Origin of the sequence: Nonomuraea sp. H19 (assembly GCF_052068215.1) — a bacterium.
In the GTDB taxonomy this organism is placed as follows: domain Bacteria; phylum Actinomycetota; class Actinomycetes; order Streptosporangiales; family Streptosporangiaceae; genus Nonomuraea.
This window is the reverse complement of sequence record NZ_JBQHCV010000008.1, coordinates 299,288-313,185: the sequence shown is the minus strand read 5'-3', so window position 1 is coordinate 313,185 and position 13,898 is coordinate 299,288. Positions and strand designations below refer to the sequence as shown.

The window sequence follows — 13,898 nt, the reverse complement described above, 5'->3', positions numbered from 1 at the left end:
GGGTCTCCCTAGGGGTGGGGGGCGTCCACGACGACGGTGACCGCGCCGGGCGCGACGGTGACCGGACCGTCGTGGTGTACGCCGTCGAACACGCTGACGCCGGTCACCCCCTCGACCGTCACGGGGTCGTCGCCATGGTTGATCAGGAAGACGTGGCCGCCCCTGCGCACCATCTCCAGGGTGTCGGGAAGGCCGCGCGGGCGGGACACGTTCGCGTGGTCGAGCACCTGCGTGAGCAGGTCGCGCAGGCCGGTGACGGGGGCGGTGGCGAGGTACCACGCGGTGCCGGCGCCCAGGTCGTGCCGGGTGAAGGCGGGGTGGCCCGCGTCGGGCCCGGCGGCGAAGTCGCGTACGGACGTCGCGCCCGCCGGGCGGACCCGCTCCGACCAGACGCGGGCGGTGTCGCCACCGGTGATCGACACGGTCTCGTGCGCGCGCAGCGGGTGGAACTCCTCGATCGACAGGCCGAGGAGCTCGCGCAGCGCGCCAGGGTGGGCGCCCGGGTGGATGGTGTCGTGCTCGTCCACGATGCCGGAGAAGTACGACACGAGCAGGTTGCCGCCCGACTCCACGTACCCGTGGAGGTTCTTGGCGGACGCCTCGGTCAGCAGGTACGAGCTGGGCGCCACCACCACCCGATATTCCGAAATATCAGCGGAAGGGTGGACGAAGTCCACCGTCACGTGCTCCCGCCACAGCGCCTCGTAGAAGGCGTCCACCCGCTCCCGGAACGTCAGGTCGACCGACGGCCGCCAGTCCAGCTCCAGCGCCCAGTACGACTCCCAGTCCCAGACGATCGCCACCTCGGCCCGCACCCGGCTGCCGCGCAGATCGGCGAGCTTGCCCAGGTCGGCGCCCAGCCGCACCACCTCGCGCCACTGCTCGGAGTCCGTCCCGGCGTGCGGCACCAGCCCCGAGTGGAACTTCTCCGCCCCGAATCGGGAGGCCCTGAACTGGAAGAACAGCACGCTGTCCGAGCCGCGCGCCACGTGCGCGAGGCTGTTGCGGCGCATCTCGCCGGGCCGCTTGGCGATGTTGCGCGGCTGCCAGTTGACCGCGCCCGCCGAATGCTCCATCAGCATCCACGGCGCGCCGCCCGCCACCGACCGGGCGAGGTCGGCCGACATGGCGAGGTCGATGTGGTTGTCCGGCGCCTCGGCCTTGAGGTAGTGGTCGTTGGCGATCACGTCGAGCTCGCGGGCCCACTGCCACAGGTCGGCGGACTTGCAGTTGACGGTGCCGGCGAAGTTCGTGGTCACGGGCAGACCGGGGGTGATCTCGCGCAGGATGTCGCGCTGCAGCGCGTAGTGCTCGCGGTGCTGGACGTCGCTGAAACGGGCGTAGTCGAGCCGCTGGGCCGGGTTGACGGCCGTGTGGTTGAAGCGGGGGGCGTCGATCTCGGACCAGTCGGTGTAGGTCTGGCCCCAGAAGGTGGCGCCCCACGCATCGTTCAATGCGGAAACATCGCGATAAGTCGTTCGAAGCCACTCGCGCCAGGCCGCCACGCTGTGCTCGCAGTAGCACTCGCCGAGCGGCGCCCCGTACTCGTTGTGCACGTGCCACATGACCACGGCGGGATGGTCACGGTAGTGCTCGCCCAGGGCGCGCACCAGCCGCGCGGTCGCCTCGCGGAAGGCGGGGGCGCTGGAGCAGGCGCTCTGCCGGCCGCCGAACCCGATGCGGATGCCCTCCCTGGTCACCGGCAGCACGTCGGGATGCTTGGCCACGAACCAGGCAGGCGGGGCGGCGGTCGGCGTGGCCAGATCGACCGCGACGCCGCCGGCGTGCAGCCTGTCGATGATCTCGTCCAACCAGCCGAACTCGAAACGCCCCTCGGCCGGCTCCATCAGCGCCCACGAGAACAGCCCCAGGCTGATCAGGTTGACCCCGGCCTCGCGCATCAGGGCCACGTCCTCTTCCAGAACTTCGCGCGGCCACTGCTCTGGGTTGTAGTCCCCGCCAAAGGCGATACCAGCAGGACGCTCCGGATACATCTATCCCCCTCGAAAAGCTTCTGTGAACGTGCACAGTAACGCCGACCTCGGCTTTGAGGGAACAGCCATCCTTGATTTTCCTGCTGAGCTCGACGTTAACGAGACCGTAACGACCCCTTGACGCGGATTTCCAGGCTGTTCCACTCTGTGCACGTTCACAGAACCCTTACGGAGGTACGCATGCGCGCCAACCGCCTTGGAGCAGCCCTGGCCGTCGCCCTCACGGCCACCCTCGCGAGCTGCGGATCCGGCGAGCCCGCCGAAAGCACCGAGGCGGCGCAGAGCCCCACGGCCGCCGCCCAGGGACCGGTCAAGCTCACCTACTGGACCTGGGCCCCCAACATGGACAAGATCGTCGCGGTCTGGAACCAGGCGCACCCCGACATCCAGGTCACGGTCAGCAAGCAGGCCGGCGGCGACGACGCGGCCGCCAAGTACCTCACCGCCGCCAAGGCCGGCAACCCGCCCGACCTGGTGCAGGCCGAGTATCAGCACCTGCCGTCGTTCATCGCCGCCGACGCGGTGGCCGACCTCAAGGCCGAGACGGCCGCGATCAAGGGTGAGTTCTCCGAGGGCCTGTGGAACCTGGTCACGCTCGGCACCGAAGGCGTGTACGGGGTCCCGCAGGACAGCGGCCCCATGATGCTCTTCTACCGCAAGGACCTGTTCGACAAGTACGGCATCGAGGTGCCGAAGACCTGGCAGGAGTACGCCGAGGCGGCCCGCACGGTGCGCAAGAAGGACTCCAAGGTCTACCTCGGCACCTTCTCCAGCAAGGACCCGGGCGCGTTCACCGGGCTGGCGCAGCAGGCGGGCGCGCAGTGGTGGTCGATCAGCGGCGAGTCGTGGAAGGTCAACATCGCCGACGAGCCCACCAAGAAGGTCGCCGACTACTGGGGCGGCCTGGTCAAGGAAGGCGCCATCGACGACATGCCGTTCTTCACGCCCGAGTGGAACAAAGCTCTCAACGACGGCAAGCTGCTGAGCTGGCCGTCGGCGGTGTGGGCGCCGGGCGTGCTGGCGACCAACGCGCCCAAGGCCAAGGACAAGTGGGCCATCGCGCCGATGCCCCAGTGGAACGCGGGCGAGAACTACTCCGGCTTCTGGGGCGGCTCGTCCGTCGCCGTGTCGTCCAAGACGCCGAACAAGGCGGCCGCCGCGCAGTTCGCGACCTGGCTCAACACCGACCCGGCCGCCCTGCAACTGCTGGTCAAGGAGGCCGCGATCTACCCGGCCTCGACCAAGGCCCAGTCGGCGCTCGGCGAGGCTCCCGACTACTTCTCCAACCAGCCCGACTTCTGGCAGCAGGCCGCCGCCGTGTCCGCCGGCGCCCGCGGCTTCACCTTCGGCCCGAACGTCGGCGTGACATACAACACCTTCAAGGACGCCTTCGACAAGGCGCTGCAGAACAAGACGCCGTTCTCCGACGCCATCCAGACCATGCAGGACGCCACGGTCGCCGACATGCGCAAGTCCGGCTTCACGATCGCCTCATGAAGCGGTCGGCCCCTTACCTGTTCCTGACGCCCGCCGTCGTGCTGTTCACGCTCTTCCTGGCGGTGCCCATCGGCTACACCGTCTACCTGGCGATGCTCCGTACCAAGGTGTCGGGACTCGGCCTGGGCAAGGGCGCGCGGCGCGAGATCTTCGTCGGGTTCGACAACTTCGCCGCCGCCCTGTCCGACAGCGAGCTGTGGAACGGGTGGCTGCGCGTGCTCGGCTACGGCACGCTGGTGCTGGTCGTCATGCTCGGCCTGGCACTGCTGTTCGCGCTGCTGCTGGACTCGGCGCGGGTGCGGCTGGCGCGGTTCTCGCGAATCGCGATCTTCCTGCCGTACGCGGTGCCGGGCGTCGCGGCCACCCTGCTGTGGGGCTTCCTCTACCTGCCCTCGCTCAGCCCGTTCAGGGACATCCTGGACATCGACTTCCTGGGCGCCAGCACCGTCACGTACTCCATGGCGAACGTGGCGGTGTGGGGCGGGGTCGGCTTCAACATGCTGGTGCTCTACACCACGCTCCGGGCCATCCCGCGCGACCTGTACGAGGCCGCGCGGCTCGACGGCGCCTCAGAGCTGCAGATCGCGCTCCGCGTCAAGATCCCGATCCTGACCCCGGCGATCATCCTGACCACCGTGTTCTCGATCATCGCCACGATCCAGGTGTTCACCGAGCCCAGCACCCTGCGGCCGCTGACCAACACGATCAGCTCCACGTGGAGCCCGCTCATGAAGGTCTACCGCGACGCCTTCGTCACCGGCGACCTGTACTCGGCCGCCGCCACCTCCATCGTCATCGCGGCGATCTCGCTCGTCCTGTCGTTCGCGTTCTTGCGCGTGGTCCGCAACCACGCATTCGGGGAGAGCTGATGACCGCAGTCTCACGGCCGCTGACCGGGGTCACGCATCGGCGCCCGCGCAACACCAAAGCGGTCGGCGTGGTGCCGACGGCGCTGCTCCTGCTCGGCGCGATCTACTGCATCTTCCCGGTGTTCTGGGTCCTGATCGCGGCCACCAAATCACCCGCCGAGCTGTTCAGCACCTCGACCCTCGCCTTCGGCACCGGCTTCCTCGACAACGTGACTCAGCTGTTCGCCTACCGCGACGGGGTGTTCTGGCTGTGGGCGGCCAACACCCTCATCTACGCGGGCGGCGGCGCGCTGCTGTCGACCGCCGTCTCGGCGGTCTCCGGGTACGCGCTGGCGAAATACCGCTTCCCCGGCCGGAACCTGATCTTCAACCTGCTCATCGGCGGCATCCTGGTGCCGGCCGTGGTGCTGGCGATCCCGCAGTACCTGCTGTTCTCCAAGATCGGACTGGCCGACACCTACTGGGCCGTCCTGCTGCCGCAGATCCTGCACCCGTACAGCATCTATCTGGCCCGCATCTACGCCAACGCGGCGATCCCCGACTCGCTGCTGGAGGCCGGGCGCATCGACGGGGCCGGCGAGTGGCGCCTGATGGCGCGGGTGGCGATGCCGATGATGGTGCCCGGCATGGTGACGATCTTCCTGTTCCAGTTCGTGGCCATCTGGAACAACTTCCTGCTGCCGTTCATCATGCTCGGCGACGACGGCAAGTTCCCGCTCACGGTCGGCCTGTTCACGCTGCTGCAGTCCGGGGCGAACCAGCCGTCGCTGTACAACCTCATCCTCACGGGGGCGTTCCTGTCGCTCGTTCCCTTGATCGCGCTCTTCCTCACGATGCAGCGATACTGGAGGACCGACCTGTCCTCCGGAGCCGTCAAGTGAAGCGTCCTACGATCCACGATGTCGCCGCCGCCGCGGGCGTGTCCCGCGGGACGGTCTCCCGCCTGCTCAACGGGGACAAGTACGTCAGCCCGGCGGCGCGCGTGGCCATCGAACGGGCCATCTCGGAGACCGGCTACGTCGTCAACAGGGCCGCCCGCAGCCTGGTCACGCAGCGCACGGGCTCGATCGCGATGGTGCTGTCGGAGCCGCACGAGAAGCTGTTCGAGGACCCCAACTACAGCACCCTCATCCGGGTCGCCATCAGGATGCTCGCCGAGCGCGACATGTCGCTGGTGATGATGCTGGCCGGCGACGAGGGCGACCGCGAGCGGGTGGTCCGCTACGTCCGCGGCGGCCACGCCGACGGCGTGCTGCTCGTCTCGACGCACGCGGGCGACCCGCTCGTCGAGGCGCTCGGGTCCGGGCCGCCCGCCGTCTCCTGCGGCGCCGTCATCGGCCACGAGAACGTCATCCCGTACGCCGCCGCCGACGAGCGGCTCGGCGCCCGGCAGATGACCGAGTATTTCGTCAGCCAGGGCCGCAAACGGATCGCCATGATCACCGGGCCGATGGACACGCCCGGCGGCATCCAGCGCCTGGAGGGCTTCGCCGAGGTGCTCGGTCGCAAGGCCACCACGAAGCTGATCGCGCACGGGGACTGGACACAGGCCAGCGGCGAGCGGGCGATGACCGAGCTGCTGGAGCGGGTCCCCGACCTCGACGCCGTCTTCGTCGCCTCCGACCTGATGGCGTCCGGGGCGCTGGCCGCGCTGCGGGCGGCGGGGCGCAGGGTGCCGGACGACGTGGCGGTGGGCGGGTTCGACGACTCCTCGGTGGCCCTCTCCACGCATCCGCCGCTGACGACGATCCGGCAGCCGCTGGCGGAGATGGCGCAGGAGACCATCCGGCTGCTGCTGGCGCTGATCGACGGGGCGAAACACGTCGATCCGGTGATACTGCCGACGGAGCTGGTGGTCCGGGAGTCGGCATGAGCCGATGTGGACTCCCCGCCGTATTACCGGAAAGAGGCTGTATTTCGGCTTTGCGTCGTACGATCATGCGCACTGACGTACACCCGAGGAGCTGACCGTGGCCGACAGCGAGCAGGAGCACGCGCCACAGGGCATCGACACCACCAAGCCCAGCGTGTCCCGCGTCTACGACTTCATGCTCGGCGGCAAGGACAACTACGAGGTGGACCGCCGGATGGCGCGCCTGGCGCTGGAGGTCGCCCCGGACGCTCCCGAGGCGGCCCGGGCGAACCGGGAGTTCCTCGCCCGCGTGGTCCGGTTTCTCGCGGCCCAGGCCGGCCTCCGCCAGTTCCTGGATCTCGGCTCGGGCCTGCCGACGCAGGGCAACGTGCACGAGATCGCCCAGTCGGCCGCCCCCGGCACCCGGGTCGTCTACGTCGACCACGACCCGATCGTCCTCGTCCACGGCCGCGCGCTGCTGGCCGTCGACGACAGCACCACGGTCGTCGAGGCCGACCTCAGGGACCCGGACGCGATCCTGAACCATCCCGAGGTCACCCGGCTGATCGACTTCAATGAGCCGGTGGGGCTGTTGCTCTTCGGCATCCTGCACCACCTGGCCGACGACGAGGACCCCGCCGGGACCACCGCCCACCTCATGAACCGCCTCGCCCCCGGCAGCCATCTGGCCGTCTCCCACTTCCACAACCCCGGGGCGGCGCTTCCCGAGGTGTCCAGGCAGGCGTACTCGGCCGAGAAGATCTTCAACGAGACGCTGGGAACGGGGCGGTGGCGTACGCGCGAGGAGATCCTCGCCTACTTCGACGGGCTGGAGCTGCTGGAGCCCGGCCTGGTGCCGCTTCCCGAGTGGCGTCCGGAAGCGGGGGACAGGGCCGAGCCCGGCATCACGTACCACACCTTCGTGGGGGCGGTGGCCCGCAAGCCCTGACGGCATCGCCGGCCAGGCGGCGGCATCACCCGCTGCCGGGCGGGGGTGGCGACCCGGCCGGCACGACCGGTCACAGCGTCCGCGGCCGGCGCATCGGTGACATCACCGGTCCTGTGCCGACTTCTCGATGTCCCTTTATTCGGTGACAAGTGCGCGTAACACTCTGTTCATGTCATTGGCCTCCCCCGCCACGCGCCCACCAGCCCTGCGCGGCCGCGCCGCCGAGGAGGACGCCGTGCGGCGGCTCCTCGACCGAGCACGCCGGGGCGACGGCGGCGCGCTGACCCTCCTCGGCGCGCCGGGTATCGGCAAGACCGCCGTGCTGGACTTCGCCGTCGCGCAGGCGAGCGGTTTCACCGTGCTGCGCGCCTGTGGGATCCGCCAGGAGACGCACCTGTCGCTCTCCGGCCTGCACGCCCTCCTGTGCCCGGTCGCGGACCTGGTCGAGTCACGCGTGCTGACCCGGGCGCTCAGCGGCGTCACCGACGGCGGGATGGCGCTGCCCGCCGCGCTCTTGGAGTTCCTGCGCAAGCTGGCGGCGACGGAGCCCGTGCTGGTCTGCGTCGACGACCTGCACCTGCTCGACGAGACCAGCCGCGAGGTGCTGTCGTTCGTGGCCAGGCGGCCGGCGGGCGAACGGATCGCGCTGCTGTTCGCGGCGCGGGAGGACCACGGGATGCCCGACGACGTCCCCGCCCGCGTCCTTCGCCCCCTGGACCAGGCGGCGAGCCACGCACTGGCCGACGAACTGGTGCCCGGCGGACTTTCGGATGATCTGCGTGCCTGCCTGGACCGGATCGCGCGGGGCAACCCGCTCGCCCTGCGGGAGCTTGTGGAGTCGCTGACCGTCGACCAGCTGGCGGGCCTGGCCGCGCCGCCCGACGGCCTGCCGGCCGGAGGACGGCTGCATCGCGCCCACGCGGATCGCCTGGCCGGTCTGCCGGAGGACACCCGGTTCCTGCTGCTCCTCCTCGCGGCCGATGCCTGTCTCGACACCGCGACCCTGATGACGGCAGCCGCCCCCGCGGACGCGCTGGTGGTGCTGGCGCCCGCCGAGCGGGCCGGCGTGCTCCGCGCAGAAGGCGACCGGTACGTCTTCGCCGACGACATGGTGCGCGCCGTCGCCTACGCCGAGGCATCGCTCGCCGGCAGGCGGGACGCCCACCGGTTCCTCGCGGCCCTCCTCGACCAGGACCACCACCGGCTGAGGAGGGCCTGGCACCGTGCCGCCGCACTCGACGGGCCACCCGAACGGCTGGCGGAGGAGCTGGCGGCCGCCGCCTCGGCCGCCACTCATCACGGGCACCCCGCGGCCTCCCTCACGTTCGAGCGCGCCGCCCAGCTCACCGGCCATGCGGAGAACAGGGCCGAGTGGCTGGCCGCGGCCTCCCACCACGCCTGGCTGGCCGGTGACCCCCACCGGGCCGCGGCGCTGCTGGCAAGGCTGCGGTCCCCCGTGGTGCCCGAGACGTCGCGCGGTCAGGCCGAACTGATGCGCGCACGCCTGGAACTGCACAGCGGGCAGGCGGGCAGTGCCCGGGACAAGCTGCTGGCCGCGGCCGCACGCCTGCTGGAAGATGATCGGGTCGTCGGGGTGAAGGCGCTCGTACACGCCGCGGAGGCCAGCTACAGGGCCGGTGACCTCCCCACCTTCCTCTCCATCGCCCAGCGGGCCGCGATGCTGCGCCACGCGGACGACCGCCCCTCGGTCCAGCTGATGTTCGAGTACCTGGACGGGATGGCGGCGACGTTCAGCGGCCGCCACGAGGCGGCCGCGGCGCCCTTGCGCAGGGTCGTGGAGCTGGCCCCGGCCGTGGGGAGCCCGGTGCAGCTGGTCTGGGCGTCCGTCGCCAGCCTGTTGCTGGGTGAGGACGCGGCGGCGCTCGAGTTGTCGGTCCGGGCCGTCGACACGGCACGGCAGCGCGGTACCGTCTCCGCGGTGCCCCAGCTGCTGGAGTTGATGATCCAGGCGCAGTTCTCGCTGGGCCGCTACTCCTCCGTCGCCGCCCTCGCCGCGGAGGGACTGCGGCTGGCCCAGGCCGCCGGTCAGCACAACACCGCCGCCCAGCACGCGGCCTGGCTGGCACTCACCGCCGCCGTCCAGGGCGACGCACAGAGCTGCCGCGACCGGGCCCACGCCGCCATCGACCTGGCCGACGCCCACGGTCTGGGCATCACCACGACTCTCGCCAACTGGGCACTGGCCCACCTCGACCTGGCCGCGGGCCGCCCGGCTGACGCGGCCGGCAGAATGCGCGGCCATCGCGGCAACGACCATGTCGTCATCCGCGTCCTGGCCAGCCCTCAGTTCATCGAGGCGGCGGCCCGCACGGGCGACACGAATCGGGCCGCGGCCGCCCTGCGCGTTCTGGACCGCTGGGTGGGCAGCACCCGCTCCCGGGACCGGCGCGCGCTCGTGGCCCGCTGCCGTGCGCTGCTGGCGCCGCGCGGGGAGGCCGACGAGCTCTTCCGGGAGGCCCTGGAGCTGCACCGGCAGGGCCTGTGCCAGTTCGAGACGGCCCGCACCCAGTTGTTGTACGGCGGAGCCCTGCGCAGGGAGCGCCGGCCCGGCGCCGCCAGGGAGCACCTGCACGGCGCGCTGGAGACCTTTCAGCGGTTCGGCGCGGGCCTGTGGATCGAGCGGGCCCGTGCGGAGCTGCGCGCCTCGGGCGAGACCGTCCTCCCCGTCTCCTCCGCCGGAGGCCCGGAGCAGCTGCTCACCGCGCAGCAGCTGCAGATCGCCCGGCTGGTCGCGGAGGGCGCGACCAACCGGGAGGTGGCCGCGCAACTGTTCCTGAGCCCGCGGACCATCGATCACCACCTGCGGAACATCTTCGTCAAGCTGGGGGTGCGTTCCCGCGTCGAACTGGCGCGACTTCTCTCGTGAGCCGAGACCGGTGATTCCGCCGATGCGGACATTGACCGCCGAACTCAACAATGTCGACGGAAAGCGGTTACCCCCAGCGAACTCGGAGTTCACGTGTCTCTCTCTGCCGCGAGAACCATCACGAAGCTCGCCACCGCCGTGGTCCTGGCATGTGGCGCCCTCACCGTCGCACCGGCCGCCCACGCCGCCGGCCCGTACGAGCGTGGCCCCAACCCCACCGACGCCCTCCTGGAAGCAAGCCGTGGCCCGTTCACGACCTCCGAGGATCGGGTCTCCCCGCTCAGCGTGAGCGGATTCGGCGGGGGGCGCGTCTACTACCCCAACGACACCAGCCAGGGCACGTTCGGCGCGATCGCCATCTCTCCCGGATACACCGCCTCGTGGTCCAGCATCGACTGGCTCGGCCCGCGAATCGCCTCCCACGGGTTCGTAGTGATCGGCATCGACACCAACAGCCGTACCGACCAGCCCGCCAGCCGAGGCCGCCAGCTCCTGGCCGCGCTGGACTGGCTGGTGGAGGACAGCCCGACGGCGGTCCGCGGCCGCGTCGACGCCTCCAGGCTCGCCGTCGCAGGTCACTCGATGGGCGGCGGAGGGTCGCTGGAGGCCGTCGTGACCCGTCCGCAACTGCAGGCGGCCATACCGCTGGCACCGTGGCACACGACCAAGAACTGGTCGAACGTGCGGGTGCCGACCCTGATCATCGGTGGCGAGACCGACTCGGTCGCTCCCGTGTCGAGCCACTCCGAGCCGTTCTACCAGAGCATCCCCGCCTCGTCGGAGAAGGCCTACCTGGAGCTCAACAGCGCGAGTCACCTCTTCCCACTGACGACCGACACCACGACCGGGAAATACATGGTGGCGTGGCTGAAGAGGTTCGTGGACGACGACATGCGGTATGAGCCGTTCCTCTGCCCGGCGCCGCGGGGCAGCGCGATCGAGGAGTATCGCGACACCTGCCCTCACTCGTGACGCGACGCTCCACCCGGCTCTGACGGCCTCCCATCCCCACCGGGGCGGGAGGCCGTCCGAGCGCACCGGGCCGTCAGACCCCGCCTGTCGAGGCTCTTGCCCAAATACCCCCACTAGGTATATTGGGGAGAGTGGGGACACGATGCGGGAATGCGAGGTGAGCGACGTGGCGGAGACAACCGGGCGGGTTGCCCGGCTTGAGACGACCCGGTCGCAACGCGGCACTGACAGCGCCAGAGCGCTCCATGCAGATCAAGACGGTGTCGGCGCCACCTCTGAATGGCGCCTGGCCGGTTGCGCTCCGCGCAGGTTCGTCGCTGTAGTGACAAGGGGGAGGGCGCGGTGAAGGTCGAGGGGTTCGTCGCGGACGGGTACGAGGGAGTGCGTCAGGTCTTTCAGCAACTGGTCGACGACGGCCGGGAGACCGGGGCGGGCGTGTCGGTCTGGCGGGCGGGCCGTGAGGTCGTCCGCTTGAGCGGGGGATGGGCCGATGCCGGGCGGAGTCGCCCCTGGCGTGCCGACACCCTTGTCATGCCGTATTCGCTGTCGAAGGCGTTCGTGACGCTCGCGGCTCTGGTGGCCGTACGCGACGGTGCGCTCGCCTTGGACGAGCCGATAGCCGGATACTGGCCCGAATACGGGGCGCGGGGCAAGGAGTCGACCACCTTACGCCACGTGCTCACCCACCGCGCGGGGCAGCCGCGTTTCCCGGCCGAAGCCGCGGGCCTGGACCTGCTGGACGACGCCGCGCTGCGCGAGAGCCTGGTGCGGGCGGCGCCCGAGTACGTTCCCGGAACGTCGCTCGGGGAGCATGCGCTGACCTACGGTCATCTGGTCGACGGCGTCCTGCGCGCGGCGGCCGGCACCACCCTGGGAGAGATGTTCAACGAGGTCGTGCGGCCCGCGCTGGCCCTGGACGCCTGGTTCGGCGTGCCGGATGACGCGCTGGAGCGCATCGCCGAGCTGGAGTACGCCGACCCCGAGTGGCCGCGCCGTCTGCATGCCGCGCCGTGGCTGCAGATTCCCGCCGGGGCCCTGGACACCGGACGGACGAACTCCAGGGCTTGGCGGCAGGCGGTCTTCGGTGCGGTCAACCTGCACACGAGCGCGACCTCGACGGCGGAGTTCTTCTCCCGCCTCGCCGTGGATGACAGCCCGGTGCGTGCTCTGCTGGGGCCCGACCTGCACGCCGAGCTGCTGGCCTCCCAGGTCACGGACTTCGACGAGGTGTTCGGGACGAGGATCACCTGGACGCTGGGCTTCGTCCGCGACCGTGGCAAGATCGCCAAGGGTGGTATCGGCGGCTCGGCCGCCTGGTGGTCGCTCAAGCACCACCACGCCTGTGCCTACCTGACGCGCCGGCTGGACGACCACTCCCGCGCCGCCCAGATCGCCGCCGCCCTCGGCGACGACCTGACCGTTGTGGGGGAGGACTGAGTGTCGGTGATCACGGTGTCCAGGCCGGATCCCGGCCGATGATGCCGAGCAGGCGGTCGAACTGCGGGGCGTCGTCCGGCACTGCCACCGGCGGCCCGAAGACGCCGCGCTGCCTGCCCATCTCCACCATCTGGTCAGTGAAGTACAGCGCCCGCGAGACGGCCTCAGGGTGCGGCTCGTACTCCTGACCGGTGGCTCTGGCCAGGTCCCAGCCGTGCACGACCATGTCGACGAGGTACATGTGGGCCAGCGCGGTCATCGGCAGGCCCATGGCGGGGCTGGCCCCCTCCCAGGCCTCGGGCCGCGACCAGGCGGCCAGCGTGCGCTCCGCTCGCGCGGGGAAGTCGCCCGCGTAGAGTCCCTGCTCGACGCTCGGCCCCTGGTGAGCCAGCGACTCGAACATCTCCGCCACCCACTCCAGGTGGTTGATCAGGTCCTTGACGTCGAACTTCTCGCATGGCGTCGAGAACCCGAGCTGCTCCGGCCGCACCGCGCCCACCAATCCCGCGGTCCGTTCGGTGGCGTGCGTCATCAGCGGCATCATGTCTTCCATGGCAGCCATCGTGCCCCGCCTGCCCGAGGCGCGGCTTGTAAAAACGCGACAGCGCGGCTGGGTCAACCCGTACGAGGGGCTCAACGCCTTCGATTTCGCCCGCCAGGCGCCATCCCCGGAAATTTCGGCGTATGTGGAGCACTTCTGGGTCGTCACGTGGACCGACCTCGCCGAGCCGTACGAACAGCGCATCGTCTCGCACCCCACCGTCAACATGACGATCACCCACGACTTCCACCAGATCGCGGGGGTGATCAAGGGCGGGTTCTCCTACACGATGCGGGGCAGCGGCCGCGTGCTCGGCACCCGCTTCCGCCCCGGCGGCTTCCGGCCGTTCCTCGGCGGTCCCGTCTCCCAGCTGACCGGCCGCTTCGTGGAGATCGGCGAGATGTACGGCGCAGCCGGCGCGACCCTGGTCGAGCAAGCCCTGGCCGAGCCCGACGCCCAGGCCGCCTTCGCACTCATCGAGAGGTTCCTGCTGAGTCTGGGGCCGGATCGGGATCCTCTGGCGGAAGAGGTCGCGGCACTGGTGGAGATGGCGGAGAGCGACGTGTCCGTGACCAGGGTCGACGAGCTGGCCGCCAGGTCGGGGCGGTCGGTGCGCTCTCTGCAGCGGGTGTTCCGGGACTATGTCGGCATCGGCCCCAAGTGGGTGATCCGCCGCTTCCGGCTGCACGAGGCCGCGGAGCGGGTCTACCAGGGCCTCGCCCTCGCCACGCTCGCCGCCGAGCTCGGCTACACCGACCAGGCTCACTTGACCCGCGACTTCACCGCCGCGGTCGGCATGCCACCCGCGGCCTACGCCCGGCTCAGAAACCAGTCCTGATACCGACGTCCACTGTGAGGCCGTCGCCTTCGGCGCGCACCGCCGATTCGAGGAGCGAACGG

At 70.5% G+C, this 13,898-nt stretch carries 11 protein-coding genes; 9 read left to right on the top strand and 2 right to left on the bottom strand.

Features of this window, described 5'->3' with window-relative positions; translation table 11 throughout:
* Positions 1–8 precede the first annotated feature (8 nt).
* Positions 9–1,994: a beta-galactosidase gene (locus ACTMTI_RS20100; protein ID WP_441121954.1), complete on the bottom strand. Its 1,986-nt coding sequence runs from the start codon at positions 1,992–1,994 to the stop codon at positions 9–11.
* 180 nt (positions 1,995–2,174) lie between these two features.
* Between ACTMTI_RS20100 and ACTMTI_RS20095 the strand changes: the two genes are divergently transcribed.
* The 8 genes from ACTMTI_RS20095 to ACTMTI_RS20060 all read left to right on the top strand — a co-directional run bounded on the left by ACTMTI_RS20095 (position 2,175) and on the right by ACTMTI_RS20060 (position 12,457).
* On the top strand, positions 2,175–3,491 hold the full coding sequence (locus ACTMTI_RS20095) for an ABC transporter substrate-binding protein (protein ID WP_441121952.1): 1,317 nt from the start codon (positions 2,175–2,177) through the stop codon (positions 3,489–3,491).
* Entirely contained in the window at positions 3,488–4,360 is an 873-nt protein-coding gene (locus ACTMTI_RS20090; protein ID WP_441121950.1) for a carbohydrate ABC transporter permease, read from the top strand. Before ACTMTI_RS20095 ends, ACTMTI_RS20090 begins: the two co-directional genes overlap by 4 nt.
* Complete coding sequence (locus tag ACTMTI_RS20085) at positions 4,360–5,241, top strand: carbohydrate ABC transporter permease (protein ID WP_441121948.1); 882 nt, start codon at positions 4,360–4,362, stop codon at positions 5,239–5,241. Before ACTMTI_RS20090 ends, ACTMTI_RS20085 begins: the two co-directional genes overlap by 1 nt.
* Positions 5,238–6,233, top strand: a complete 996-nt coding sequence (locus ACTMTI_RS20080; RefSeq protein ID WP_441121946.1) for a LacI family DNA-binding transcriptional regulator — start codon at positions 5,238–5,240, stop codon at positions 6,231–6,233. Before ACTMTI_RS20085 ends, ACTMTI_RS20080 begins: the two co-directional genes overlap by 4 nt.
* Before the next feature lie 97 nt (positions 6,234–6,330).
* Positions 6,331–7,161 (top strand): SAM-dependent methyltransferase, encoded by an 831-nt coding sequence (locus ACTMTI_RS20075; protein ID WP_441121944.1) that lies wholly within the window; start codon positions 6,331–6,333, stop codon positions 7,159–7,161.
* A gap of 169 nt (positions 7,162–7,330) precedes the next feature.
* Positions 7,331–10,048, top strand: coding sequence for a LuxR C-terminal-related transcriptional regulator (locus ACTMTI_RS20070; protein ID WP_441121942.1), 2,718 nt, complete (start codon positions 7,331–7,333; stop codon positions 10,046–10,048).
* A 93-nt stretch (positions 10,049–10,141) separates the two neighbouring features.
* Complete coding sequence (locus ACTMTI_RS20065) at positions 10,142–11,020, top strand: alpha/beta hydrolase family protein (protein WP_441121940.1); 879 nt, start codon at positions 10,142–10,144, stop codon at positions 11,018–11,020.
* 342 nt (positions 11,021–11,362) lie between these two features.
* Positions 11,363–12,457 carry a serine hydrolase domain-containing protein gene (locus ACTMTI_RS20060; protein ID WP_441121938.1) on the top strand — a complete coding sequence of 365 codons (1,095 nt, stop codon included), beginning with the start codon at positions 11,363–11,365 and terminating at the stop codon, positions 12,455–12,457.
* 10 nt (positions 12,458–12,467) lie between these two features.
* Here ACTMTI_RS20060 and ACTMTI_RS20055 read toward each other — a convergent pair whose 3' ends face one another.
* Positions 12,468–13,010: a TIGR03086 family metal-binding protein gene (locus ACTMTI_RS20055; protein WP_441121936.1), complete on the bottom strand. Its 543-nt coding sequence runs from the start codon at positions 13,008–13,010 to the stop codon at positions 12,468–12,470.
* Between ACTMTI_RS20055 and ACTMTI_RS20050 the strand changes: the two genes are divergently transcribed.
* A complete protein-coding gene (locus ACTMTI_RS20050) occupies positions 13,009–13,836 on the top strand; it encodes an AraC family transcriptional regulator (protein ID WP_441121934.1) in 828 nt (275 codons plus the stop codon). The two genes, ACTMTI_RS20055 and ACTMTI_RS20050, sit on opposite strands and share 2 nt — an antisense overlap.
* The last annotated feature ends 62 nt before the right edge of the window (positions 13,837–13,898 follow it).

What these genes read in the sequence shown, in the direction of transcription:
- ACTMTI_RS20095 (WP_441121952.1), top strand. Translation starts at nt 2,175, where the DNA reads ATGCGCGCCAACCGCCTTGGAGCAGCCCTGGCCGTCGCCCTCACGGCC.
- ACTMTI_RS20090 (WP_441121950.1), top strand. Translation starts at nt 3,488, where the DNA reads ATGAAGCGGTCGGCCCCTTACCTGTTCCTGACGCCCGCCGTCGTGCTG.
- ACTMTI_RS20050 (WP_441121934.1), top strand. Translation starts at nt 13,009, where the DNA reads ATGGCAGCCATCGTGCCCCGCCTGCCCGAGGCGCGGCTTGTAAAAACG.
- ACTMTI_RS20100 (WP_441121954.1), bottom strand. Translation starts at nt 1,994, where the DNA reads ATGTATCCGGAGCGTCCTGCTGGTATCGCCTTTGGCGGGGACTACAAC.
- ACTMTI_RS20085 (WP_441121948.1), top strand. Translation starts at nt 4,360, where the DNA reads ATGACCGCAGTCTCACGGCCGCTGACCGGGGTCACGCATCGGCGCCCG.
- ACTMTI_RS20070 (WP_441121942.1), top strand. Translation starts at nt 7,331, where the DNA reads ATGTCATTGGCCTCCCCCGCCACGCGCCCACCAGCCCTGCGCGGCCGC.
- ACTMTI_RS20055 (WP_441121936.1), bottom strand. Translation starts at nt 13,010, where the DNA reads ATGGAAGACATGATGCCGCTGATGACGCACGCCACCGAACGGACCGCG.